This window comes from Rathayibacter sp. VKM Ac-2762 (genome assembly GCF_009866585.1).
Taxonomy (GTDB): Bacteria; Actinomycetota; Actinomycetes; order Actinomycetales; family Microbacteriaceae; genus Rathayibacter.
On record NZ_CP047419.1, the window covers coordinates 2,144,892 to 2,170,069 of the forward strand.

The window sequence follows — 25,178 nt, forward strand, 5'->3', positions numbered from 1 at the left end:
CCCGCGAGCGGCCGGCGCCTCCCCCCTGAGGCGCCGACCGCTCAGCCTCGCGCCACCGACCAGGGGGTCCGCAGCGCCCGCTCGGCGAGCAGCCGCCGCTCCCCCGTGATCGACACCTCCGCCGTCACTGCCGCGTCCGCCGCCGAGGCGCCGGCCGTCAGTCGCAGCGGCCCCGGGTCCACGGCGAGCCGGGCGTCCTCCCCCGTCACCGCGAGCCGGGCCGCGTCGACGTGGAAGTGCACCGTCATCGTCTCGCCCGCCGCGATCGGCACGCGCGCGAAGCCGATGAGCTGCGCGACCGGCCGCACCACCGCCGAGGTCGGGTAGCCCGCGTAGAGCTGCACCACCTCGACCGTGTCGGCGCCGTCGTTCCGGAGCGATACCGCCACGTCGAGCGATCCGCCGACCGGCAGCTCCGCCGCCGTCGCCAGCTCCGTGTACGTCACCGCGCCGCGGGTCAGCCCGTAGCCGAACGGGTAGAGCGGAGTCGCGTCCAGCGCCGTGATCCCGGGGTTCGAGAGCCCGAGCGACGGCTGCAGGTACGTGGTCGAGGCGGACGGGAGCCGCGGGATCTGCACGGGCAGCCGCCCGGTCGGAGCCACGCGGCCCGAGAGCACGCCGGCGACCGCGGCCGCCCCGTCCGCTCCCGGGAAGAACGCCTGCACGAGTCCGCGCGCCGCTCCGAACGCCCCGAGCGCGTAGGGCCGGCCCGAGAGGACGACCACCACGGTGGGCACGCCGGTCTCGAGCACGGCCGTCACCAGCGGCTCCTGCGCTCCGGGGAGGCGGAGGTCGGCCGCGTCGCAGCCCTCGCCCGAGGTGCCGTCGCCGAAGAGCCCCGCGATGTCGCCGACCACGACGACCGCCGCGTCGGAGCCGCGGACGAGGTCCACCGCCTCCTGCACGCCGTCGGTCGACGCGGAGGTGATCGAGCCGCCCTCCGCGAAGCGCACGCGCGACGCTCCGAACTCCTCCTGCAGCGCCGTCAGCACCGTCGGGATCGACAGCCCGAGGTCGTGGCCGGGGTGCTTGGAGAGCACGTGGTTGGGGAACGCGTAGCAGCCGACCAGGCTGCGGAACTGGTCCGCGGCCGGTCCCACGACGGCGAGCGAGCCGGAGGACAGCAGCCCCGCGACGTCCTCGTCGCGCAGCAGCACGACCGACTCCTCCGCGATCCGCGACGAGATCGCGCGGTTGCGGGCGCTGTCGAGGTCGACGTCCTCGGCTCCCTCGGGCACCAGCGGGCCGCCGTCGAGCAGGCCCGCCTCGAACTTGTGGCGGAGGTGCCTGGCGACGGAGCGGTCGAGGTCGGCCTCGTCGACGACACCCTCGCGGATCAGGCGCGGCAGCTCGCCGTACGCCGCCGTCTGCGGCAGCTCGACGTCGACCCCGGCGTGCAGCGCCAGGCGCCCCGCGTCGGCCGCGTCGACCGCGACGTGGTGCATGGCCTGGAGGAACGGCACCGCCCAGTAGTCGGCGACGACCGTGCCGTCGAAGCCCCAGCGATCGCGGAGCAGCGTCGTCAGCAGGTGCCGGCTGGCGCTGCTGGGCACGCCGTCGATGTCGGTGTACGACGTCATCACGCTGCGGGCTCCGCCGTGCCGCAGGGCGGCCTCGAACGGAGGCAGCACCGTGTCGGCGAGCTCGCGCGGCCCCATGCTCACGGGTCCGTGGTTGCGGGCGCCGCGGGAGGCCGCGTACCCGGCGAAGTGCTTCAGTGTCGCGACGACGCCGGTCCCCTCCAGCCCCGCCACGTAGGCGGCGCCGAGCTGCGAGACGAGGTACGGGTCCTCGCCGAGGGTCTCCTCGACGCGGCCCCAGCGGTAGTCCTTCACGACGTCGACGACCGGGGCGAGGCCCTGGTGGATGCCGAGGGCGCGCATGTCCGAGCCGATCGCCTCCGCCATCTCGCCCACGAGCTCCTCGTGGAAGGTGGCCGCCCAGGCGAGCGGAGTGGGGAACGCGGTCGCGCCGTACGCGGCCAGGCCGGTGAGGCACTCCTCGTGCGCGATGGCCGGAATGCCGAGGCGGCTGCCGGCGACCACGCGCTCCTGCAGCTCGCGGAGCCGGCGGACGCCCTCCGGGACGGTGACCGGCTCGGTGCCGAACACGCGGGTCAGCTGGCCGAGGCCACCGGTGAAGAGGTCGTCGCCCGCGGCGGGCCCGTCCTCGAGCTTCGGGGCGAAGTCGTCGGCGGAGTCGGTGAGCCAGACGGAGCCGAGCTGCGCCGCCTTCTCCTCGAGGGTGAGTTCCTGGGTCAGGAGGCGGGCGCGCTCGGCCGGAGGCAGAGCGCGGTCCCGCCAGTCCCGCCCGGGAGGACGCACGGCGTCCGTCCCGGGCAGTGCTGGGGAAGCGTCGTGCATCAGCCCTTGAACGCCCCGTCCATGATCCCGGACACCATCCGGCGGCCGACGAAGAAGAACGCGATCAGCAGCGGGAGGGTGGCCATGAACGATCCGCCCATCGCCAGGGCGACGTCGATCGAGCGGTTGGCCTGCAGCTGCTTCAGCGCGATCTGCACCGTGAACAGCTCCGGCGACTTGAGGACGATGAACGGCCACATGAAGTCGTTCCAGACCGCGGTGAACGTGATCAGTCCGAGGACGAACGCCGCGGGGCGGACCACCGGGAAGGCGATGCGCCAGAACAGCTGCCACGAGTTGGCGCCGTCGATGCGGGCCGCCTGGATCAGCTCGTCGCTGACCGTCGTGGACATGTGCTGCCTCATCCAGAAGATGCCGAAGGCGCTGGCCAGGCCCGGCACGATGATCGCCTGGAGGGTGTCGACCCAGTCGAGCGCCGAGACGATCAGGTACTGCGGGATGATGCTCAGCTGCGCCGGCACCGTCATCGTCAGCAGCACGATCAGGAACAGCACGTTGCGACCCGGGAACTGCAGCTTCGCGAAGGCGAAGCCGGCCATCGCGCAGAGGATCGCCGAGATGACGGCGATGCTCAGCGACACGATGAGGCTGTTCAGCATCGAGGCGATGAACGGGACGGTGTCGAACACCTTCTCGGCGATCGCCATGAAGTTCGTGCCCGGGTACAGGCGCGGCGGGATCGACGTGACGGCGGTCGCTCCGACCGACGCGACGACGAACATGTAGTAGAGCGGGAAGATCGAGACGAGCACCGCGATCACGAGGAAGACGTAGGTCGGCCAGCCGACTCCGCCGCCCTTCCCGCGCCGCTTCGGCAGCTGTGCCTTCTGGACCGTGGGGGCCAGCGTCTGCGGGACGGCCTGGTCGATCACATCCGACATCAGACGGCCTCCTTCCGGGTGCGGGTGGAGAGGTAGAAGTTGAGGAGGGAGACGAGCACCACGATCACGAACAGCACGACGCCGATGGCGGATCCGTAGCCGAACTTGAACTGGCCGAAGCCCTGCTCGTAGAGGAAGAGCGCCAGCGTCTGGCACTGCCGGCCGGCGCCGCAGGTGAGGCCCGATTCGGGAGCCACCAGGAGCGCCTCCGTGAAGATCTGCAGACCGCCGATGGTCGACATGATCACGGTGAAGACGATGATCGGGCGCAGCGCCGGGATGGTCAGGTGGCGGAACTGCTGCCAGCTGGACGCGCCGTCGACGGAGGCCGCCTCGAACATCTCGCGGGGCAGCGACTGCAGGCCCGCCAGGTAGAGGAGCGTGTTGTAGCCGAACCAGCGCCAGAAGACCATCGTCGAGATGACGATCCAGGAGCCGTAGTTCGTGGCGAGGAAGTTGATCGACGGCAGTCCGAAGATGCCGAGGAACCAGTTGATCAGGCCGAAGTTCTTGTCGAAGATCTGCGCGAACACGATCGCGGTCGCCGCGACGGAGGTGATGTACGGCACCAGCAGCGCCATGCGGAAGAAGTTCGCCCAGCGGAGGCGGGCGTGGTTCAGCAGGTGCGCGAGGAAGAGGGCGAACAGCAGCTGGGGCACCGTCGAGATGATGAAGATGCCGAAGGTGTTGACCAGCGCGTTCCAGAACCGGGAGTCGGCGAAGAGCTGCTGGAAGTTCGCGATGCCGACGAAGGTCTGCTCGCCGATCGGGTTCCAGTCGAAGAGCGAGACGTAGAACGTGAACAGGAGCGGGAAGAGCCCGAAGACGATGAAGATGATGAAGAAGGGCGCGACGTACGCGTAGGGGGCGATCCGCTCCGAGAGGGAGTTGCGGATCCGCGCGGCCTTCTGGACCGGCGCGCTGGGCTGCTTGCGCTGCTTGCGGGGTGGTGCTGCTGTCACCGTTGACACGGGAGTACCTCCGTCGAGAAAGGGGGGAGGGGCCCGGCGCACGAGGCGCCGGGCCGCTCGGGTGGGTGGGGCGATCAGCCGCCGATGGCCTGCTTGGCCGTGTCGAGTGCGGTCGACCACGCCTTGTCGGAGGTCACGTTGCCGGCCTCCAGCTCGACGAGGGTGTTGAGGAGCGCCCCGTTGATCGGGGTGGTGTCCGGTCCGTTGTAGAAGGACGGGAACTGCTCGACGGAGGTGGCCATGACCTCGCCGATCTTCGAGTCGCCGAAGAACGGGTCGGTGTACGACTGGACCTCTTCGCTGGCGACCGCCTCGGTGGCGGCGGGCAGCGTGCCCGAGGCCTTGAAGTGGTCGGTCTGGCCCTCGGCCGACATCATCGTCTTGATGTACTGCCAGGCGGCCTCGGGGTGCTCGGCGCGGGCGGGGATGGCGATGACGCTGCCGCCCCAGTTGCCGCCGATGCCGGGGACGCTGGTGACGCGCCAGTTGCCGGCGGTGTCGGGGGCGTCGGTCTTGATGCCGGCGAGGATCCACGAGGGGGCGATCGTCACGGCGAAGGCGCCGTTCGCGCGGCCCGGGGCCCAGCCCGAGGACCAGGCGGCGATGCCGGCGCTGATGCCGGCGTCCTTGGTGTCCACGGCGACCTGGAACGCGTCCTTCACCTGCGGGTTGGTGTCGTAGACCAGCTCGCCGTCGGGCGAGTAGTACTTCTCCGAGACCTGGTTGACGGTCGAGAAGAAGACGCTGGTCTCGATGTTGTCGACGAACGGCTTGCCGGTCGCCTCGGTGTACTTCTTGCCGGTCTCGATGAAGGACGGCCAGTCCTTCCAGAGCTCGGCGACCTGGTCGGGCTCGGTCGGCAGGCCGGCCTGCTCGAAGAGGTCGGCGCGGTAGGCGAAGCCCAGTCCGCCGACGTCGGTCGGGACGCCCACGACGGAGCCGTCATCGGCGGTCGCGGCGGAGGCGGCCCACGGGAGGTAGGTGGAGGCGACGTCGTCGCCGCCGAGGGTGCGCAGGTCGAGGAAGTTCGAGCTGTTGGCGACGAACTGGGGCAGGTCGTCGTTCTGGATCATGACCAGGTCGGGCACCTTGCCGCCGGCGAGGGCCGCGGTGAGGGCGGTGGCGGTCTCGGTCGTGCTGCCGACCTCGGAGAGCTTGATCTTCGCGTCGGGCATCTTCGCGAGGTACTCGTCGACGCTGTCCTTGGCGTTGATGCCGGTGAAGGACCAGAAGGTGGCTTCGGCGTTCGGGTCGTCCGAGGCGCCTCCTCCCCCTCCGGACGAGCACCCGGTCAGGGTGAGCGCGACTACTGCTGCTGCGGCGGCTACGGCCGTCAGGCTTCTTTTCACGACAATTCCTCTTCGTTGGGGATTCGCAGGGTTTCGGTGAGGGCGGGCCTCAGAGAACGATCTCTTGGCGGCCAACCTAACCCGCCCGCGAGCACGATGCAAGCGAGAACCGGTCTCCGCGAGATAACGATCTCCGCCTAGTATCAAAGGGAAGTTTCGCAAATCGAGCAGTTCCGGACGGCCGCACGCCGCCCCGTGCGAGTCTTCACCTCGACGCTCTCCCCACCGTGCTCCGCGGGGAGGCACGGAAGCCGGAACCTCCCCTCGCAGAAGGAAGCAGCATGACTCGACCCACGCTGGTGGACGTCGCCCAGGCCGCGGGCGTCTCGCGCGCCACCGCCGCCCGGGTGCTCGCAGGCGGCACCAATGTCGACGTCCGGATGACCGCCGCGGTCGAGCGCGCCGCGAAGTCCCTCGGCTACGAGGCGAACAGCGCCGCCCGGATGCTCCGCGGCGGGCGGGCCGGGGCCATCGCCCTGATCGTCGCCTTCAACGAGCTCGACAGCCTCACCGGGACGTTCTTCACCTCGGTGCTGAAGGGCGCCGCGAAGGGCCTCTACGCCGGCGAGGTGCAGCCCGTGCTGCTGCCCGCCGACCACGACGACAGCGACCGCATCCCCCGCTTCCTCCGCTCGCGGGCCGTCGACGGCGCGATCGTGATCCTCCAGCACGAGATCACCCACCTCGCCCAGGCGCTGGCCGACTCCCCCGTGCCGATCGCCTGGGTCGGCCGCCCGCGGGTCGCCCTGCCCGAGGACGCGATCGTCATCGACTCCGACAACTACGGAGGCGGCCGCCTCGCCGCCCGCGCGCTCGCCGACTCCGGCCGTCGTCGCCTGGGCATCATCGCCGGCCCGCACGACATGGAGCCCGCCCGCGACCGCATCCGCGGCTGGCGCGACGAGCTGACCGAGCTCGGCCTCGACTCCAGCCCGATCGTGCACGGCGCCTTCACCCTCGAGAGCGGATCGGCCGCGATGGCCCGCCTCCTGCAGCGCCACCCCGACCTCGACGGCGTCTTCGCCTCCTCCGACCTGATGGCCAACGGCGCGATCCGCGTGCTGCAGGCGTCCGGCCGCCGCGTCCCCGCCGACGTCTCCGTCATCGGCTTCGACGACGTCGTCATCGCGACCACCTCGGATCCGACCCTCACGACCATCCGGCAGCCCCTGGAGGACATGGGCCGCGTCGCCGCCGAGACCGTCGTCGCCGTCGTGCAGGGCCGCCCGGTCGACCGGCAGCCGATCCTCGCGACGACCCTCGTGCAGCGCGAGTCCGCATGACCCCGCCTCCCCCGCACCGCCTGATCGTCAGCACCGACGCGGCGAACGAGGCCGACGACCAGTTCGCGATCGTCCAGGCGCTGCTGACCGAGACCCTCGACGTCCGCGGCCTCGTCGCCGCGCACTTCGGCCGGCCGGGGAGCATGGCGGAGTCACGCGCCGAGATCGATCGCATCGTGGAGTTGGCGGGTTCGACGGTGACCGTCGTCGACGGCGCCGAGTCGGCCCTGCCCGCCGAGGCGTCGGACGGCGCCCGCCTGATCGTGGCCGAGGCGCTGCGCGACGAGGGCCGCCTGTGGATCGCCGTGCTCGGGCCGCTGACCGACGTCGCCGCCGCCCTGCTGCTCGAGCCGTCGATCGCCTCCCGCGACATCGTGGTCGTCTGGGTCGGCGGCCCGCCCTACGACGAGATCCCCGCCTACAGCCCCGAGTTCAATCTGATCAACGACGTCGACGCCGCGAACCGCGTCCTCGAGTCGGGCATCGCCCTCTGGCAGATCCCGATGCCCGTGTACTCCGGAGTCGGAGTCGGGCACGCCGAGCTGCGGACCCGGCTGCGCGGCACGAGCCCGCTCGGGGACTACCTCGTGGACCAGCTGATCGCGTTCAACGAGACCATCCCGTACGGGCCGCTCGACTTCCGGTCGCTGGGCGACAGCCCGGCCATCGGCGCCGTGATGAACCCCGCCGGCGGACGCTGGCGGGAGCGCCGCGCACCGCGGTTCTCCGCGGGCGGCGAGCTCCTGCCCGACGCAGGGCCGCACACGATCCGGGTCTGCGAGGCGTTCGACACCCGCTGGCTGATCGAGGACCTGTTCGCGAAGCTCGTGGAGTTCGGGGAGCGAGCGGGCGGCGAGTAGAGGAGGGCCTCCCCGACATGGTGGAGCTCGGCCTGATCACCGCTCGCCACACGGTCAGCTGGTGGAAGCTGCACCGCGACCGCAGGAAGATCCTCGCGGCGCTGGACGAGCTCGCGGACCGGTGACCGGATCGCCCAGCTGAGTATCGAGCCGCTGGCGAGGAGATCCGCGCCGCGCACGCGGGCGAGTCCGTCCGCGCGATCGGCGGGCGATCAGGCGGACTCGCGGAGCACCAGCTGGTGGCGGACGGTGCGGTGGACGTTCGGGCCTCCCGGGGTGAGCTCGCCGGCGATCATGGCGACCGCGAGGTCGAGGGCGTGCCGCGCGAGCTCGTCGAGGTCGACGGCGAGGGTGGTCAGCGTCGGTGCGAGGAGCCGCCCGATCGAGAGGCCGTCGATGCCGACCACCCGGATGTCGCCGGGCACGTCGACGCCCGCCCGACGGCAGGCGGAGAGCACGCCGAGCGCGCAGAGGTCGTTGAACGCGACGATCGCGTCGGCGACCCGTGGGCGGGCGATGATCCGCTCGGTCGCGTCCGCGGCCGCCTGGGCGGTGGGGCCCTCGGCGCGGACGACGGAGGCCTCGAGTCCGCGCGCGGCGAAGGCCCGGATCAGAAGCTCCGCTCGCCGGCTCGGCCGGGCATCTCGCGAGACGTCGACGACCACCGGGCGCCTCACGCCCGCTCCCGCCAGGTGCTCGGCCAGCGCCTCAACGGCCTCGGAGTGGTCGAGCAGCACCGCGGCGCGCAGCGGGTCGCCGGTCGGGTCGAGCTCGACGACGGGCACGGAGCCGAGCCGCTCGATCCACTCCGCAGCACGATCGCCGAAGGTGCCGATCACCGCGTCGGTCTGCGCGCCCAGCGCCTGGATCATCCGGTCGGAGTCGGCGGCGAGGCCCACGTCCGCGAGCGACACGTTCCAGCCCCGCGCCGCCGCGACCCGGACGACGGCCGAGGCGAGCTCCGGCGACCACGGATTCCGCAGGTCGTCGACGACGAGCCCGAGCTGGTGCTCGCCGCCGGTGACCAGGCCGCGGCCGAACCGCGACGGGCGGTAGGACAGCTGCTCCGCGGCGTCGAGGACCCGCCGCTTCGTCTCCTCGCTGATGCCCGGCATGCCGTTCATCGCCCGGGTGACGGTCTGTCGGGAGACCCCGGCGGCGGCCGCGACGTCGTGGATCGTCGCGCGGCCGCCGGCCTCGGCACCGCTCAGGCGCGGAGGTCGAGCCATGCCGTCTGCTCCGGGGTCAGCTCGATCGACAGACCGCGCATCGACGAGCGCAGCTCGGTGATCGTGCGCGGCCCGAAGAGCGGGAAGGTGGGGAACGGCTGCGCGAGCACGTAGGCCAGCGCGATCGCCGTCGCTCCGACGCCGTGCTCGGCCGCCAGCTGCTCGGCCCGGCGCAGGCGCTCGAAGTTGTCCGGCCCGTAGTAGCAGCGCACCAGCTCGGCGTCGCTGGTGTCGTCCGGGCGGGCGCGGCCGGTGAAGAAGCCGCGGGCCTGCGAGGACCACGGCAGCAGTGGGATCTGCCGCTCGACCAGCCACTCCTTTGACGCCCGGTCGGTGACGTGGACGCAGCCCTCCCACGGCACGTCGTACGCCTCGGCTAGGCCGAAGTGGTCGCTCAGCGCCTGGAACCCGGCCCGCCCGTGAGTGCGGGCGTACTCCTGCGCCTCGTCGAAGCGCGCCGGCGTCCAGTTCGAGACGCCGTAGGCGCGGATCCGCCCGGCGCGCTGGTGCTCGTCCATCACGTCGACGAACTCGCCCACCGGCACCTCGAGGTTGTCGCGGTGCATCAGGTAGATGTCGGCGTAGTCGGTGCCCTGCCGCTCGAGGCTCTCGAGCAGCTGCCGGGAGAGCGACTCCGGGTCGCAGTAGGGGGTGTGCGCGCCCTTGGTGATCACGACGACGTCCTCGCGGATGCCGCGGTTGCGGATCCACCGGCCGAGGCGGCCCTCCATCTCGCCGTCGCCGTAGATGTAGCCGGTGTCGAAGGCGGTGCCGCCCTGCTCGACGAACGCGTCGAAGATCGCCGAGGCGTGCGCCAGATCCGGCTGGTTGTCGACGCCCATCACGAGCCGCGACATCCGCTTGCCGACACCGGGGATCTCGCCGAAGAGCATCGGGGTGTCCGACGCGACGCTCAGCGGCCGTCCGGACACCGTCGGGATGTCCGCGGTCTCGGCCTCGAACGGGAAGCGCAGGCCGATCGCGGCGCGCCAGCGGTCGAGCGTGCGGGCCGTCGCGAGCGTCTCCTCGAGCGTCATCTGCGGCGCCTCGACGGATCCGGCCGCCAGGGCGTCGGTCGTCGCGTCCGCCTCGAGCGCGTAGGGGCTCTCCCCCTCGAACGTGAGGATGCGCGGCTCCTCCCCCACGACGCTGATCTCGATGCCCGCGTCGGACGCACCGAACCACGGGTCGGCCACGTGCAGCCGGCCGCGCGTCCCGTGGATCGTGAGGGCGTTCACGTCGTCGAGCGCCACTCCGGTGCGGAGGGTCGCGGTGATGCCGCCGCGGTAGGTCGCGCGGGCGACGCTCCACTCGTCGACGCCGGTCGGGCCGAGGCTGCCCCTCGCGTCGAACTCGACGGGCTCCGCGACGGCGGCACCGCTCGCGGCCTGCACCACGGCCGCCGCGGCGGTGACGGTGTACCCGCCGACGTCGAGGACGCCTCCTCCGGCCGTCGCGACGTCGTACAGGCGGCCCTCGCGGGACGGGGTGCGGAAGGAGAAGGAGGCGTCGATGTGCACGACCTCGCCGATCGCGCCGTCGCGGACGAGTTCGAGCAGCGCGGCCGTCTGCGGGTGGAAGCGGTACATGTACGCCTCGACCAGCGGCAGACCGGCGCTGCGCGCGGCATCGACCAGGGCCATCGCCGTGCCGTGGTTGACGGCGAGCGGCTTCTCGCAGAGCACGGCCTTGCCGGCCTCGAGCGCCTGCAGGACGAGCGCGGCGTGACCCGTGTGCACGGTGGAGATGTAGACCGCGGTGACCCGCGGATCGGCGAGGACCGCGGCGTAATCGCCGGCGGTCGCGTCCGCGAAGCCGTGCTCGACGGCCTCGGCGGCGAAGGCCGCGGCTCGCCCCGGGTCGGAGCTGCCCGCCGCGACGAGCCGGGCGCCGCGGTCGCTCGCCGGCAGCTGGGAGAGGAACCGGCGCGCGATGCTGCCGGGGCCGAGCACGGCCCAGCCGGGTGCGGGAGTGGTCGGGGTGGAGTCGGTCATGGGGACCCTTTCGCGGCGTCGTCGGCGTGAACGTTCACGCACCACGGTAGGCGGGCGGGAGGGGTCGGGACAAGTGCGGCGCGTATCCTGCGCGTGAACGTTCACCACGAGACCGGGGGCGCTCCCCCGCTGCTCGAGCGGCCGGGCGGCCGGGCGGAGGGAGGGTCGCCGGGATCGCTTTCGATGCCGAGCGCCGTCTCGGTCTCGGCGAGCGACGGCCGCGGCCCGACCCGGAGGTCGCCGAGGGCGTCTTTCCGCAGGTCGCCGAGGGCGTCGTTCCGCCGGAACACGTCGCCGTCACGGACGGACGGAGCACACAGGCAGCGGCGCCTCTGAGCAGCTCGCCTTCGTCGGGTCGCCACGAGTACCGTCCCGGGTGGGGTGCCTCAGCGGGACTCTTCATCGGACGGGGTTGTCGGGACACTGCGAGCCGCGGGATCCCGCGGCCGGTTCTGCTGCGTGCGCGTGTACCGGAGAACCATCCCCAACCGGACACTCTCGTCTGAGCGCACTCCGATTTTCGCGCGCGTGTCTATCCAGATCAGGATCGCGGCAGGGTGCCGAGGAGCGTCGACGTGATCGAGTCCCGGAGCGCCTGCCGCAGGTCGAGGTTCAGTACGCCGAGCTCGGGTTCGTCCGCGTATGCGGCGAGAAGGCTCGCCGGGGGCGGCACGTAGGTTGCCAGCGCTCCTGCCGACACCAATGTCATGAAACAGAAGAACTGCGCGTCCTCACCGAGCTCGGGAAGGTGGCGAGTTACGAGGTCCGTCATGGTCGCGAGCCGACCCAGCGAGGAGCGCTTGTGCCGTCGGACGACCTCCGTGGAGACGTTGTGCTCGAGGACTCCGCCTTGCGCACCGAAGAGGTCGAGCATCGTGGACTGGTCTGCGAGGGATCGGCTGAGGACGTCGGCCAGCCGGTGCGCCCGAGACGTCAGGTCAGCCTGCGCTTCCACGCTGGTCTGCAGCTGGTCGTCGAGCTCCTGCAGCCACCTGCCGAAGTGGTCGTCCAGCAGCTCGAGCAGCACCGCCTCGCGGGACTCGAAGTAGCGGAGCACGTTCGACTTCGCCAATCCCACGCGGCGGCTCAGCTCGTTGAGGGAGATGTCCGCGACAGGCATCTCGTCGAGCATCGCAGCGGCGGTGTCCAGGATCGCCGTCCGTCGGATCTCGCGTTGCTCTTCGCTGCGCGCACGTTGGAATGTCATACGCCGATGCTACTAGAGACCGGCTGTCTCTTGACAACGCACCACCGGTCTCCTAACGTTGCGGACATCAACAGACCATCGGTACTTTGAAGGAGCATCATGAACGACACCTGGAACGAGCAGAGCATCCCCGACCAGCAGGGACGCGTGGCGATCGTCACCGGCGCTAATACCGGTCTTGGCTTCGAGACCGCCCGCATGCTCGCCGAGCACGGCGCGGAGGTCGTTCTCGCCGTTCGCGACGTCGAGAAGGGCGAGCAGGCCGCGGCCCGCATCGCAGGCGACGTCCGCGTGCAGGCCCTGGACCTCACCTCGCTGGACTCGGTCCGCGACGCGGCGGCCGACCTGCGGGAAGCCTTCCCTCGCATCGACCTGCTCATCAACAACGCCGGCGTGATGTACACGCCGAAGAGGACCACCGCCGACGGCTTCGAGCTGCAGTTCGGCACCAACCACCTCGGCCACTTCGCCCTCACCGGGCTGCTGCTCGACCGGCTCCTGCCCGTGCGGGGATCCCGCGTCGTGACGGTCAGCAGCACCGGGCACCGCATACAGGCCGCCATCCACTTCGACGACCTCCAGTGGGAGCACTCCTACAGCCGCGCCGCCGCCTACGGCCAGGCCAAGCTCGCCAATCTGATGTTCACCTACGAGTTGCAGCGCCGGCTCGCTGCACACGGCACCACCATCGCCGTCGCCGCCCACCCGGGCGTGTCCAACACCGAGCTCACCCGGAACACCCCCGCGGCATTGCGGGTGCCCGTCGGGTGGCTCGCGCCGCTGCTCACGCAGGTGCCCGAGATGAGCGCCCTTCCCACTGTCCGCGCGGCGACGGACCTCGGTGTCCTCGGTGCCCAGTACTACGGCCCCAGTGGCCGCGGCGAGGTCCGCGGCCACCCCAAGCTCGTCGCATCCAGCACCGCCTCCCACGACCACGTGATCCAGCAGCGCCTCTGGACGGTGTCCGAGGAGCTCACCGGCGTGACGTTCCCGGTTATCGCCGCTGCGACCGCCGCGACCCGCTGATACGCGGCACAGGAAGCGGACGACGTGATGCGCGAGCTGCCTGAGATCCCCTGTGGAGATGTGCCGACCCTCCAGCGCACCCCGCCACGGGGTGAAGACCCAGCGGAGGGGATCCCCGGCGAGGTGAGGAGCGGCAGCGCGCACCGACCGGTGCGGATGTCCGGACGGGACACCGCCGATCCGCACAGATCGGCGACGCCGCTCGAGCTGCTGTTCGACCTGGCCTTCGTCGTCTCGTTCGGCATCGCCGGTGATCAGTTCGCCCATGCCGTCGCCGACGGCCATTGGCAGTCGGGGCTCCTGTCGATGGGGTTCGCGGTCGCGAGCATCAGCTGGGCGTGGATGAGCTTCTCCTGGTTCGCGTCGGCGTACGACACGGACGACTGGGTCTACCGGCTGACGACGCTGATCCATATGGTCGGCGTCGTCGTCCTGGCGCTCGGACTGCCCGCCTGGTTCGCATCCTTCGATTCCGGTGACTCGACCGGCAACTCCGTCTCCCTCAGCGGCTACGTGCTCATGCGACTCGCGATGATCGCCCAGTGGCTGCGTGTCGTGAAGCAGGACCCGGAACGTCGACGGACGGCGCTCACCTACGTGCTCTTCGTCGGCGCCGCCCAGGTGGGCTGGATCGTTCTCACGCTCACCTCGCAATCGAGCGCGCAGTTCGTCGCTCTGGCCGTGGGCCTGCTGGTGGTCGAGACGGCGGGGCCGGTGCTCGCCGAGCGGAAGACCGCCGGCACCCCGTGGCACGCCCGTCATGTCGCTGAACGCCACGGGCTGCTGACCATCATCGCGCTGGGCGAGGTGATCTTCGGCACCGTCGCGGCCGTCAGCGTGCTGATCGAACGGCAGGGTCTGAGCGCGGAAGCGATCCTCGTCGTGATCGCCGGTGTGGGGCTCGCGTTCGGGCTGTGGTGGATCTACTTCCTCCTCCCCTCCGGCGCCGTCCTCGAGCGACACCGCGACCGGATGCGGGCATGGGGCTACCTCCACTTCCTGGTCTACGGATCCATCACCTCCACAGGAGCAGGTCTGCACGTCGCTGCGTACGTCATCGAGGGCGACAGCGAGATCGGCATCCTCGGCGCCGTGCTGGCGATCGTCCTCCCCGTGCTCGTCTTCGCCGCCGTGGTCTCATGGCTCTACGCGGGGATGCTACGAACCGTCTCCGCGCTGCACCTCTGGCTGCTCTCCGCCACCGTCGCCGTCCTCGGAGTGGCGGTGATCCTCGCCGTCACCGGCGCCCCCATCGGGGCGTGCCTGCTGGTCATCACCGCGGCGCCCGCCGTGTCCATCGTCGGCTTCGAGACGATCGGCCACCGACACCACGAGCGGGCCCTCGGTCGCGTGCTTGACTGAGCCGGACCCGGATGGAAATCGAGCGGGCAGATCTCGAGCACGACCGTGCGGATCGAACTTCGGCCGGCAGAGGGGACCGACATGACCGACCAGGACCGCGACGCACCCCGGCCCGACGGCATTCGATGACCGACCGCGCAGCCTCTCGTTCTGCGTCGAGCGTCCGGGCACCGCTCCCGTTCTGGGCTTGGTGTCTCGTCGCGCTCGGGGGCACCGCGCTGTACACGGCGGCGGTCCCCATCACCAGTGCCGTGTACGAGCTCGACCTGGTCGTCGCGTTCGTCCTCGCCACCATCCAGTGCGGATCCCTGATCCTCGCGGTCACCCGCCCTCGATCGGGTGCTGTGCTGCAGCTGGCCGCGGTGGCCGCTCTCGCCCTCGCGACCCGGGACTCCGACGGTGAGCCGTGGCCGGTGCCGGTGACCGGGCTCATCTCCCTCGGCGGCCTGATTCTGCTGCTCGGCATCCGCGAGCGATGGACGGTCTCGGTCGCCACGTGGTGGGCGAGCATCGTGGTCCTCGTGATCGTCATCGCCACCTCTCCTGCCCGGTATGCGATCCCGGACCAGTGGGGTACGAACCTCACCATCCACGCCACCTGCACCGCCGCCATCCTCGCCACCGCCATCGCGCTCGGGCAGCGGCGCCGCATCCGCGAGGACCTCGCCCGTGCCCGGAGGGACGTCGAGCTCGAGCAGGCCCGTCGGCTGCACGTCGAGGAGCGTGCGCGGATCGCTCGCGAGCTGCACGATGTCGTCGCGCACAGCATGTCGCTGATCCACATGCAGGCCCTATCCGCGCCGATCCGCCTCCGCGACGCGGACCGGTCGACGGTCGATGCGGAGTTCGGAGACATCGCCCTGTCCGCGCGGACCGCGCTGGGAGAGATGCGCCAGCTCCTCGGCGCGCTCCGCTCCGAGCGGGACGCAGACCGGGCACCGCAGCCGCAGCTCGTCGACGTCCCCGACCTCGTCGACGCCACCGTCCGTGCCGGACTGACCGTGGACATGGACATCGATCCTCAGCTCGCCCGGACGAGCCCGGTCGTACAGCTCACGGTGTATCGCATCGTGCAGGAGGCGCTGAGCAACGTCGTCCGACACGCGCCCGGTGCCGCCACTCGGGTGTCCATCACTGCCGGGGATGGCCGCCTCGGCGTGCTCGTGCACAACGCGCCGCGACTGCCATCGACGGACTCAGCCGGTGGAACGTCCCCGGACCGGGGTGGAGAGGGCCTTCGCGGCATGCGAGAGCGCGTCGAGCTCCTCGGCGGCCGGCTCAAAGCCGGCCCCGCGTCCGACGGGGGCTTCCTCGTCGATGCGCGCATCCCCGTCACCATCACGCCCGAGAGAGGGACCCCATGACCATCCGCGTGCTCGTGGTCGATGACCAGCCCATGTACCGTGCCGGTCTCAGCGCCATCCTCGGCGCCGAACCGGACATCACCGTCGTCGGAGAAGCCGCAGACGGGGAGGAGGCGCTGTCCCGCAACAGGGTCCTCGGCCCCGACGTCGTGCTGATGGACGTGCGCATGCCGAAGATGGACGGCATCGAAGCGACCCGGCGCCTCACCCAGCCCACCGGGCCGGCGAACGTCCCGAACGTGGTCATGCTGACCACGTTCGACATCGACGAGTACGTGTACGCGGCGCTGGAGGCGGGTGCGAGCGGCTTCCTTCTCAAAGACGCCGACGCGGCCGAGCTCGCGAACGCCGTCCGCGTCGTCGCCGCCGGCGACTCGCTCCTCGCCCCGAAGGTCACCCGGCGCCTCATCGAGGACTTCATTCAACGCAAGCCCGCGAACCTCACCTCCACCAGCGTGTTTAACGGCCTCACCGACCGGGAGAGGGAGGTGTTCCTTCTCATCGCCACCGGCCGCTCCAACGCCGAGATCGGCAAGGCCCTGTTCATGGCCGAGCAGACCGCCAAGACGCACGTCAGCCGGATCATGTCCAAGCTGCAGCTCCGCGACCGGATCCACGCCGTCATGCTCGCCTACGACACCGGCCTGGTCACCCCCGGCACCTCGTCCTGACGCAGACACACCCGTTGCACGTGAAGGGGTTCCTCAGACCCCTACGGCGGTACGGGCAGAGCGGACCGAGCGGGTGATCTTCCGCACCATGGCGCACTCCTAACTTGTGGTCGCAGCAAGAAACACCGACCCACACCAAGGAGAACCGCCATGAACGCTCGCACCCAGACCCCCGCCCCGACCTCGTCCTTCGCCCGCCGCCACCGCAAGGGGCTCACCATCACCGGCCTCATCACCGCCGGCCTCATCATCGCCGGACTCGGCTCCTACGGCGTCGTCCGTGCCATGCCGGCCGAGTTCCCCCTCGTCTACTCCGAGACCATCGCCGCCGACGCCACCGAGGGCGTCAACGTCGCCGACACGGCGACCGCGCTCACCTTCGCTCGCATCGACACCGGCTCCGGCCCCACGCTCCTCGCCGTGACCAGCTACGAAAACGGCACGATCAACGGCGTCGACATCAACGCAGCCGCCGGCACCGCCTTCACCGAGCCGATCGAGGCCTTCAACACCCTCGGCTACGCCACCATCGCCGGAATCGCCGACGACACCACGCTCGCGCCGGTCACGGTCGACGCCTCCGACGTGCTGACCGCGCTCGAGACGCACACCCACCACGTTGGCACCGGCACCAACTACATCGAGCACCAGGCCGAATCGACCACCGAGGAGCCCTTCCTCTTCCCCAAGATCGGCGCCCTCACCGACTCCGATGAGCCTCTCCTCGCCGGCGACGGCCTCCTCGACTACGAGGTCGAACTCGGCCTCGTCCCTCTGAACGACATCACCGCCGAGACCGGAATCCCTGACCACATGGGGCTGATCCTCTCCAACGACTGGACCGACCGAGAGCTGCTCGCCAGCCAGATCGAACCCGACGACCTCACCGGCGGCATCGGCTTCACCAACGCCAAGAGCCAGCCCGGCTTCCTCAGCACCGGCGACCTGTTCGTCATCCCCGCCGACTGGCAGAGCTACTACCAGGACCTCCAGCTCGACCTCTTCGTCAACGGCGACCTCCGCCAGCGCGCCCTCCCCAAGAACATGGTCTGGGACGCGAACACGATGATCGAGAAGACCCTCGCCAGCGGCGACCACACCTGGGACAGCGACGGCCAGGCCACCCCCCTCACCCCGAACGCCGGCGTCATCGCTCAGGGCACCATCCTCCAAAGCGGCACCCCCGAGGGTGTCGTCTACCGCGCACCCGACACCCGCCAGCGCATCCTCGGCTTCATGGAATACGCCGCCAGCTTCGGCACCAACGCCGACTCCATCGTCGACTCCGCACTCCAGGTCTACGTCCGCGACGCCCACGACGCCGGCGTCTACCTTCAGCCCGGCGACGAGATCGTCACCCGCGCCGACGGACTCGGCCAGATCCACACGAACATCATCGCCGGAGAGCGCTCCGACACCGAGTGACCACCAGCCACACACCGAGAGCCCCGTCCGCACTGCGGACGGGGCTTCTGGCGTCCGCGGGAAGAAGCAGTGTCTGCCAGGTCATGTGTCCGGTTACCCATCGGCTATCGAGACACGAAAACAGGCGCGCCCGTTGAGCTCTCAGCGCCGGGTCCGGGAGCTCCGGATACTACTCCGGGCCGCGTGAACGAAGGAGCTCGGGGAGGTCCGCCATGGTGGTGAACACCGTCGCGCCCTCGTTCTCCAGCCATTCCGGTGGAGTGAGACCACCCGCGTAGCCGAACGCATACATGCCTGCAGCGCGTGCAGCGCGTACGCCGTACTTACTGTCCTCGACGACAACGCACCGGTCCGCGGGGACGCCCATCCGTGCTGCCGCATGCAGGAAGAGGTCGGGCTCCGGCTTGCCGTGAGCGACTTCCGATGCGCTGAAGATCCTCCCCTCGAAGCGAGAATAAAGATTCGTCAGCCCCAGCGTCTTACGCAACTTCTCGTGACTGCCGCTCGACGCGACACAGGTTCGGGCGGAGATCTCTGTCAGCGCGGCCTCGATACCCTCCACCGGCTGCAGGCTCGACTCGAAGGCGTCGAAGAACCAAGGCTTGTACCGCTCGTCCCAATCGGAAGGCAGCCGGTAGCCGAGGTGCTCCTCGAGGTGAGCGGTGAAGGCGGCGGAAGACTTACCCATGAACTTCTCGACGACTTCCTCCGTCGTCAGGTGCCACCCGAACTCGGCGAGGATGCGCTTGTCCACCTCGACGGCGAGGATCTCGCTATCAACGAGGACCCCGTCGCAATCGAAGATGACCAGGTCGAAGTGCTCGGTCATGAGATCTTCCCTTGTGCTGGGCTCCCTCACCTCAGAGGGAGGATCGAATCGATTCGATTAAGTGTATGCACCCTCGCGAGGTGTAGGCAATCCCGGAGCGGCCGCTCCAGCAGCTGACCTTCGCTGCTCGCGGCGGTGCGTGAGTGTCGCGGTGTTGGCACGTCGTGTCTAATGGTGCGATGCGGTCGAGAAGTGGGGACTTCGATGACGCCGCGAGCGGCAGACCGACGAGGGGTCGTCGGTGCCGGCCTGCTCTCGGCTGCGACGCACAGCGCGGCCGAGAGCAGTACTCCGCAACCCCAGGTTCCCGACACCTGCCGCGCAGAGAATAGGGTCATGTCCAAAGGCGGCCCCGTGAACCCTCAGCCCGGCCAGCACCTGCGCTTCGTCCGATACGTCAGCACCCGAGACGGGTGGACGCCGGAGATCCTGCGCGGCGAACTCGAGGAACGCACCGACGCCGGCTGGCGAGTGCGGATCGTCGATGACGTGCAGGAACTGCCCGAGACGGAGTGGTCGATCTACCACCCGTGACCACGGGCTCGCTGCGCCAGTACGCCAGCTCGAGCTCGAAGCAAAGGTGATGGATCTGGCAGCAGCACCCGCCGGCTCGATGGCCCGCTGAGCGATCCCCTAACGGAACGCTCTCGGTCGCGAGGCGGTTACTCCTCGTGGCGTGAGCCGCATCACGCCTACTGTTCTCCCATGGGCGGACTCAAGGAGAAGAGCTCGCCGGCGGTCGAGGCCGCTTCTCGCTGCATTGAGGGGTGGATGCGTCGTGGTTAAACGCCTGGACAGCTGGGATCCGAGCGACCTCTCGGCGGACCGGCAGACACCACCCCGCCAACGACGGTTGGTGAGACTGTCGATCGTGCTGGGCGCTCTAGCCGTCCTGGCAGCCGCGGTTCTGTGGGTGGGTGATCTGCTGTTCGGAGTGCATGGCCCTTCGCACTACGTCAGCATCACCAACGACACCGGAGCCTCACTTACCTGGTCCTGCTCCTGGTCCGATCTTCACCTCGCCGCCGGGGAAACAGGTCAGCTGCGCATCCTCGACCAGCCCGACCAGGACTACGGCTGCGTCCCACAACCAGCCACCCCCTTCCTAGCGGCACACACCAACGACATCTGCCCGTCGCTCAACTCGATGACCGAGGGAAGGCAGTTCACGGCAACCGACTTTGCGAAGACCTACCGCTGCCCGTAGCTGGATACGCGACCGGTGAACGATCCCCATACGGAACAGCAGTTCGCCTGACTAATGGAAGGTGCGACGATGAGCGCGTGGACGGAGCGGCGGCGATCGAGCGAGCCGATGAGCTGTGGAGAGAAGGTCGCCGCGCAGCCGCCCTCGATCTCCTCTGCGCTCACGTGCGGCGGTTCCCGTCGGAACAGCCCACGAGACTCGCTCTGATCACGAGATACCGCGAGATCGGCGCACCCGACCAGGCCGGGCGATGGGGGCTCGCTCTCGATGGTCAGACTTCAGACTTCGAGCGCGACCGCGCCGCGCGCCTGCTAGCAGGAGCCGGCCTGCTCGCCCGTGATCTCCCCAAGTTCCTCGCACTCCCCACCACTGATCTTCCCCAGCAATTACGCGACCTGCTCCCTTCGGTCGAGCGCTACCGCGAGCAGTTCCACCGAGAACACCCCGAGAACGAGGCAGTACCCGAAGACTGGCGCCAGTTTGCTGCGTCTGCTCTGTGGCTACTCTCGGCCGGCTTGGCCGGGGTGGTGATCGTGGTCGTGTGGGGCGGGGCCCTGCTCGGCGTTCAAATGACCGAGTTCGCTCGGTGGGGAGGCGTCGTGTACGTCTCTGTCGCGGCACTCGGTTGCGGCGCGCAGGGATGGTGGCGCTTGCGTTCGGGACCTCGAGCACGCGGCTGGCTCTGGCTGGTAGCCACTGCACTAGTCACCGCCGGGATCGTTCTCATCGTCGTTACTGCGGCGCAGAACGCGGGGGCAATCAAGTTCACCTGGGAGACGTAAAACCCTAGGAGGAGTGGCTGACGCAAACTTGATCCCGGCGACCGGTGGACGATCCCCCTGTGGGACTACCGCACCTTGCCGCTGAGCAATGGAGACCCAGGCGCTGGGTATGCCAGGCTGCGGTCGTGGCACATGAGCTCGGAACCGGTCGAGACGACGCGAACGAGAACCAGTCGCCGGACAAGCGGTGGACGTTGCGGTCCTGGTGGACCGTCGTGGCATTGAGCTGCGCCGCGGTCGCGTGCCCGCTGATCGCGGCCGCGCTCGGAGAGCCGGCGCTCGACTGGGTCACGCCGGTGGGCACGCTGCTGATTTTCGCGGCAATCATACTCGGCGGGTGGCTGGCGAATAAGGCGCGGCCACGAGGTTAGCGACCGGCCAACGATCCTCTTACGGGACACCTGTCGGAGGTGGCACGTACGCTCCGGGCTATGACGGATTCCTTACTGCGGTCACTTCGGGAGCGCGCGCTCGACGAGGGCGAGCCTTTGGCGGGCCTGCTGCGGAAGTGCCTGCTTCTTGGCGCGGAGACGGGCTCCCGCTCGTTGCGGGACTGGGCGCGCCTAGAGCTGAACGGCTACCCGGACGATCTGTCGCTGCCTGAGTACCGCAAGGTCCCGGGCGCACCGATGACGATGGATTCCATCAGTGGGAACACGTGGACGACGGGGCAGACTGTCACCCGGTTCGACGTGCCGGCCGCCGCTCGGGAGTACGTGACAGAGTACCTGCTTCTGATGCAGCCGGTGGAGGAGCTCGAGCAGCTGGCGGGGAACAAGTCGGTGCAGTTCAAGCCTGCTGGTCTGGCGGCGGCCCAGGCGCTATGGAACCGCGAGCTAAGAGCGTTCCAGTCGATCGTCAACTTGTCCTACGTTCTCCCTGGATCAGTGTTCGCCGATCTCCTCGGGCAAATTCGCACGAAGCTCGTTGACCTGATCGCTGACCTGACTGTTGCGACTCCGTTGGCGGAGCTCCCGAGCCGTGAGGCGGTCGACGCGGCAATGTTGCAGCGCATTGGGCATGTGGGTGACATCTACACGACCACGGTCGTGAAGCCGTCTGGACCTACTGCAATTGGCGCGGGTGCGCGGGCGTCAGCCGGATTGAGCGTTGAGGACGTTCTAGCGCTTCTGGCTGCCGTGCAACGCGCTGCCGACAGCGCTGACGTGGACACCACGGAGGTCGAAGACGCTCTCGCCGAGCTGCGGGAGGCGGTGTCTAAGCCTCAGCCGGAGACGGGGGAGGTTGTTAAACGCGCCGGCAGGTTGCGCGCGGTTGCCGACAAGCTCAGTGTTGCCGCCGTGTCCAGCGCGGCAGGTGCGGCGGTGTCAGCGCTGACGGATCTGGCGATGCAGGGGGCATTCGGCTAGACCACCGAAACCAGGCGCTGCCGTCAACACCGGCCGTGCGGATTCCAGATTGTCGGTTTCGGCTGCGCAGTCGGCCTCCCGTAAGAAGATCCCCTTGTGGGACGCGGGTGACTGTCGGCAGACGGCCGAGACGGGCGTTAGCCCGGTCCTCCCCTACCGATCGGACGTGGCTAGCTCTGACCAACCTGTCGACGGCCCGAGCCGACCGGCGCCCTCGGGGGTGTTCTGCAGCGTCTCGTGATTGGTTCCGCTGCCGGGGCGGAGGATCGTGTCGAGGGTCGCCATGGGGAGGTCGAGCTGGTCGAGGAGTCGGAAGATGACGAAGAGGCTGGGGTTGTCCTGGCCGCCGCTTTCGATGCGGCGGAGGGTGGCGGTGCCGACGTCGGCGTAGCGGGCGAGGTCTTCCTGGCGGATGCCACGTTCGATGCGGGCGCGGCGGAGGTGGATGCCGAGGCGTCGGGCGTCGTCGGTGGTCGGGCGGAGAGGTCGAGGCATGGCGGTCGGCCTTTCGGTGGTCAGACGGTCGGGGCGGCGGTGCGGCGGGGTGCGTAGGCGCCGGCGGCGAGGAAGGCTGCGGCGAGGAGGGCGACGACGAGCCAGAAGGCGTTGAGCAGTCCGAAGGTTTCGGAGAGGGCGCCGATGACGGGTGGGCCGGCGAGGTTGGCGAGGTAGCCGACGGAGGCGACGACGCTGACGCGGGCGGCGGGGTTGGGGCCGCTGTCGGCGGCGGCGGACATGCCCAGCGGGAACCCCATCGACACGCCGATCGCCCAGAGGACAGTGCCGGTCAGGATCAGCCAGGTGGGTCCGCCGAGGATGAACAGGACCAGGCCGAGGACGCCGACGGCGGTGGTGATGCGGATCGTCTGGACGCGGCCGATCCGGTCGACGACCGGACCGCCGACGACGCGGGCGATGGTCTCACCGACGGCGAAGAGGGTGAAGAAGAGCGCGGCGACGGTCTCGGTCTGGCCGTGGCCGTCGCGGGCGGAGAGGGACAGCCAGCTGTTCGCGGTGCCCTCTCCGAGCTCGGCGCCGAGCATGACGACGCCGATCAGCAGCAGCCGCCAGTCGGCGAGCGTACGCAAGCGCTGCCGCCAGCCGGGCGCGTGCGCCTCGACGTCGGCTGCGCCGACCGTCGCGTCCTTGGGGAGGTAGCGGACGGAGAGGAGGCCGGCGGCGGCGATGAGCACCGCTTCCGCGCAGAACTGCCACTCGAAGCGCACCCCGAGCGCGGAGGCGGCGGCGCCGATGACGGAGCCGAGAATCGCGCCGGCGGACCAGGCCGCGTGCAGCAGGGGCATCAGGGTCTTCTTGATCGCCGTCTCTACGGCGGCGCCCTGGACGTTGATCATCACGTCGAGCGCGCCGACGCCCGCGCCGACCGCGATGAACCCGGCGATGGTGGCGGGCAGGGACTGGGCGACGCCGGCGCCGAGGCCGACGACGGCGATGCCGGCGGCGATGACGAGGAGCGCGCCGAGGATCGCGCGGACGGGTCCGAAGCGGGCGAGCAGCAGCGCGGAGACGCTGAGGCCAGTGATCGAGCCGACGGTGACTCCGGCGAGGGCGATGCCGATCACGGCGTCGCCGATGCCGAGGGAGTCGCGGATGCTGGGCAGTCGGGGTCCCCAGGTAGAGACGGTCACGCCTCCCAGGGCGAACATGACCATGACCGCGTTGCGCCAGGCGGTCAGTGAGTGGCGGGAGGTGTCAGCGGTCACGGTGGTTCTCCAAGGGGCGCGGTGAGCGGACGGGCGCTGGGGCGGCGGCGAGGTTCTGGGCGAGGAGGGAGACGGTGACGCCGACGACGACGAGCACGCACAGTCCCCACCGCAGGTTCGTCGCGTCGGTGAGGGTGCCGATGACGGGGCTGGTGACGAGGAAGCCGATGCGCATCAGCCAGCTGACGAGGGTGACGCCGGCTCCGGCGCTGACGCCAGGGAGCGCGGCGGCGGCGGTCATCGCGCTGGGAACGAGGGTCGCGGATCCGTAGCCGGCGAGGGCGAGGCCCAGTAGCAGCGTGGCGACCTGCTCGTGGGCGGTGACGACGAGCAGCGCGCCGGTAGCGATGAGGAAGCCGCCCACGCGGGCGACGGCGGCGCGGCCGAAACGGCCGATGAGGAGGTCGCCGGAGAAGCGGCCGATGCACTGGCTGCCGATCGTGACCGTGAACGCGAGGCCGGCGAGGGCGACCGGCATCCCGCCGATCTGCACCGCGGACATGGCCGCCCAGTTGTTCGCGACGTCCTCGAGCATCGTCCCGCCGATCGCGATCGCGATCAGCGGCAGAGCCGCCAGGAACACGACCTTCCGCGCTCCTCCGCTGCGCGTGCTCCCGGTGGTCTCCGCTGCGGAAGGGTCGGCCGCGTGACCCACGAGTCGATCACCAATGATCACCAGGACGACGCCCGCGACCGCGGCCGCCGCGAGGAAGAGCCGAATATCCGTTCCGTTCGCCGCGGCGAGGGTGGCGATCGCGCCGCTGGCGACACCGCCTAAGCTCCACAGGGCGTGCATCGAGGAGAGGATCGAGCGGCCCGCGAGCTCCTGCACGCGGATGCCGGCGAGGTTCTGCGCCACGTCCACGATCGCGTCGAAGAACCCGATGAGGAAGATCGCCACGGCGAGCATCCACCCCGACGTCGCCCACGCAGCCCCCGCGACCGCCAGCCCGACCAGCACCGTCCCCGCAATGACCACCGGCGTCGCACCGAAGCGCGCGATCAGCGGGGCAGGCAGTGCGGAGGACGCGATCGCCCCGACCGCGAACGACGCGACCACGATCCCGAACTCCGCCGCGCTCAGCCCCAGCCGCTGCGTGAGCAGCGGATACCAGGGCAGGAGCGCTGCGAACAGCGCCCCGTTGCTCGCGAACATGATGCCCACACCCGCCGGAGCTGCCAGCCCGGCCCTGCTTGTCCTCGTCATGGGATGCACGGTACGAACTAGAGTGATCATGTGCAACGATCAGAACGTCAAAG

General features: G+C 70.0%; 23 protein-coding genes. 12 read left to right on the top strand and 11 right to left on the bottom strand.

Annotated features, from left to right (window positions below; translation table 11 throughout):
* Nucleotides 1–41: 41 nt before the first annotated feature.
* The 4 genes from GTU71_RS10090 to GTU71_RS10105 all read right to left on the bottom strand — a co-directional run bounded on the left by GTU71_RS10090 (nt 42) and on the right by GTU71_RS10105 (nt 5,585).
* On the bottom strand, nt 42–2,363 hold the full coding sequence (locus tag GTU71_RS10090; RefSeq protein ID WP_159939854.1) for a glycoside hydrolase family 3 N-terminal domain-containing protein: 2,322 nt from the start codon (nt 2,361–2,363) through the stop codon (nt 42–44).
* Complete coding sequence (locus tag GTU71_RS10095; RefSeq protein ID WP_104224678.1) at nt 2,363–3,265, bottom strand: carbohydrate ABC transporter permease; 903 nt, start codon at nt 3,263–3,265, stop codon at nt 2,363–2,365. Before GTU71_RS10095 ends, GTU71_RS10090 begins: the two co-directional genes overlap by 1 nt.
* A complete protein-coding gene (locus GTU71_RS10100) occupies nt 3,265–4,227 on the bottom strand; it encodes a sugar ABC transporter permease (RefSeq protein WP_104224677.1) in 963 nt (320 codons plus the stop codon). Before GTU71_RS10100 ends, GTU71_RS10095 begins: the two co-directional genes overlap by 1 nt.
* 83 nt (nt 4,228–4,310) lie before the next feature.
* Nucleotides 4,311–5,585 (bottom strand): extracellular solute-binding protein, encoded by a 1,275-nt coding sequence (locus GTU71_RS10105; RefSeq protein WP_104226495.1) that lies wholly within the window; start codon nt 5,583–5,585, stop codon nt 4,311–4,313.
* 281 nt (nt 5,586–5,866) lie between these two features.
* On the opposite strand from GTU71_RS10105, the gene GTU71_RS10110 reads away from it, so the two are divergent.
* Together GTU71_RS10110 and GTU71_RS10115 are read left to right on the top strand one after the other, a co-directional pair.
* The gene (locus GTU71_RS10110; RefSeq protein ID WP_104224675.1) at nt 5,867–6,868 is read left to right on the top strand and encodes a LacI family DNA-binding transcriptional regulator; all 1,002 of its coding nucleotides are present in this window, start codon (nt 5,867–5,869) and stop codon (nt 6,866–6,868) included.
* The gene (locus GTU71_RS10115) at nt 6,865–7,728 is read left to right on the top strand and encodes a nucleoside hydrolase (protein WP_159939856.1); all 864 of its coding nucleotides are present in this window, start codon (nt 6,865–6,867) and stop codon (nt 7,726–7,728) included. Before GTU71_RS10110 ends, GTU71_RS10115 begins: the two co-directional genes overlap by 4 nt.
* Nucleotides 7,729–7,940: 212 nt before the next feature.
* On the opposite strand, the gene GTU71_RS10120 is transcribed toward GTU71_RS10115, so the two are convergent.
* From GTU71_RS10120 to GTU71_RS10130, 3 genes are all read right to left on the bottom strand, one after another.
* A complete protein-coding gene (locus GTU71_RS10120; protein ID WP_159939858.1) occupies nt 7,941–8,957 on the bottom strand; it encodes a LacI family DNA-binding transcriptional regulator in 1,017 nt (338 codons plus the stop codon).
* The gene (locus GTU71_RS10125; protein WP_159939860.1) at nt 8,936–10,951 is read right to left on the bottom strand and encodes an aldo/keto reductase; all 2,016 of its coding nucleotides are present in this window, start codon (nt 10,949–10,951) and stop codon (nt 8,936–8,938) included. The genes GTU71_RS10120 and GTU71_RS10125 overlap by 22 nt, the downstream gene beginning before the upstream one ends.
* Nucleotides 10,952–11,492: 541 nt before the next feature.
* Nucleotides 11,493–12,158, bottom strand: coding sequence for a TetR family transcriptional regulator (locus tag GTU71_RS10130; protein ID WP_159939862.1), 666 nt, complete (start codon nt 12,156–12,158; stop codon nt 11,493–11,495).
* A 99-nt stretch (nt 12,159–12,257) separates the two neighbouring features.
* On the opposite strand from GTU71_RS10130, the gene GTU71_RS10135 reads away from it, so the two are divergent.
* From GTU71_RS10135 to GTU71_RS10155, 5 genes are all read left to right on the top strand, one after another.
* The gene (locus GTU71_RS10135) at nt 12,258–13,184 is read left to right on the top strand and encodes an SDR family NAD(P)-dependent oxidoreductase (protein WP_159939864.1); all 927 of its coding nucleotides are present in this window, start codon (nt 12,258–12,260) and stop codon (nt 13,182–13,184) included.
* A gap of 156 nt (nt 13,185–13,340) precedes the next feature.
* The gene (locus GTU71_RS10140) at nt 13,341–14,546 is read left to right on the top strand and encodes a low temperature requirement protein A (RefSeq protein WP_159939866.1); all 1,206 of its coding nucleotides are present in this window, start codon (nt 13,341–13,343) and stop codon (nt 14,544–14,546) included.
* A gap of 125 nt (nt 14,547–14,671) precedes the next feature.
* Nucleotides 14,672–15,910 (top strand): sensor histidine kinase, encoded by a 1,239-nt coding sequence (locus GTU71_RS10145; RefSeq protein WP_159939868.1) that lies wholly within the window; start codon nt 14,672–14,674, stop codon nt 15,908–15,910.
* The gene (locus GTU71_RS10150) at nt 15,907–16,581 is read left to right on the top strand and encodes a response regulator transcription factor (protein WP_159939870.1); all 675 of its coding nucleotides are present in this window, start codon (nt 15,907–15,909) and stop codon (nt 16,579–16,581) included. The genes GTU71_RS10145 and GTU71_RS10150 overlap by 4 nt, the downstream gene beginning before the upstream one ends.
* 150 nt (nt 16,582–16,731) lie before the next feature.
* Nucleotides 16,732–18,006 (top strand): fumarylacetoacetate hydrolase family protein, encoded by a 1,275-nt coding sequence (locus tag GTU71_RS10155; RefSeq protein WP_159939872.1) that lies wholly within the window; start codon nt 16,732–16,734, stop codon nt 18,004–18,006.
* Between the two features lie 169 nt (nt 18,007–18,175).
* Here GTU71_RS10155 and GTU71_RS10160 read toward each other — a convergent pair whose 3' ends face one another.
* Nucleotides 18,176–18,835, bottom strand: coding sequence for an HAD family hydrolase (locus GTU71_RS10160; protein ID WP_159939874.1), 660 nt, complete (start codon nt 18,833–18,835; stop codon nt 18,176–18,178).
* 336 nt (nt 18,836–19,171) lie between these two features.
* Between GTU71_RS10160 and GTU71_RS10165 the strand changes: the two genes are divergently transcribed.
* The 5 genes from GTU71_RS10165 to GTU71_RS10185 all read left to right on the top strand — a co-directional run bounded on the left by GTU71_RS10165 (nt 19,172) and on the right by GTU71_RS10185 (nt 22,194).
* A complete protein-coding gene (locus GTU71_RS10165; RefSeq protein ID WP_159939876.1) occupies nt 19,172–19,369 on the top strand; it encodes a hypothetical protein in 198 nt (65 codons plus the stop codon).
* A gap of 322 nt (nt 19,370–19,691) precedes the next feature.
* A complete protein-coding gene (locus GTU71_RS10170) occupies nt 19,692–20,042 on the top strand; it encodes a hypothetical protein (RefSeq protein WP_159939879.1) in 351 nt (116 codons plus the stop codon).
* 77 nt (nt 20,043–20,119) lie between these two features.
* Nucleotides 20,120–20,824 carry a hypothetical protein gene (locus tag GTU71_RS10175; protein ID WP_159939881.1) on the top strand — a complete coding sequence of 235 codons (705 nt, stop codon included), beginning with the start codon at nt 20,120–20,122 and terminating at the stop codon, nt 20,822–20,824.
* A 125-nt stretch (nt 20,825–20,949) separates the two neighbouring features.
* Complete coding sequence (locus GTU71_RS10180; protein ID WP_159939883.1) at nt 20,950–21,195, top strand: hypothetical protein; 246 nt, start codon at nt 20,950–20,952, stop codon at nt 21,193–21,195.
* Between the two features lie 60 nt (nt 21,196–21,255).
* Entirely contained in the window at nt 21,256–22,194 is a 939-nt protein-coding gene (locus GTU71_RS10185; RefSeq protein ID WP_159939885.1) for a hypothetical protein, read from the top strand.
* 153 nt (nt 22,195–22,347) lie between these two features.
* Here GTU71_RS10185 and GTU71_RS10190 read toward each other — a convergent pair whose 3' ends face one another.
* Genes GTU71_RS10190 through GTU71_RS10200 form a run of 3 tightly spaced genes read right to left on the bottom strand, consistent with a single transcriptional unit; the run spans nt 22,348 to nt 25,125 of the window.
* Nucleotides 22,348–22,689, bottom strand: a complete 342-nt coding sequence (locus GTU71_RS10190; RefSeq protein ID WP_159939887.1) for a helix-turn-helix transcriptional regulator — start codon at nt 22,687–22,689, stop codon at nt 22,348–22,350.
* A gap of 20 nt (nt 22,690–22,709) precedes the next feature.
* Entirely contained in the window at nt 22,710–23,918 is a 1,209-nt protein-coding gene (locus GTU71_RS10195) for an MFS transporter (RefSeq protein WP_244230525.1), read from the bottom strand.
* Entirely contained in the window at nt 23,908–25,125 is a 1,218-nt protein-coding gene (locus GTU71_RS10200) for an MFS transporter (protein WP_208543571.1), read from the bottom strand. Before GTU71_RS10200 ends, GTU71_RS10195 begins: the two co-directional genes overlap by 11 nt.
* Between the last annotated feature and the right edge of the window lie 53 nt (nt 25,126–25,178).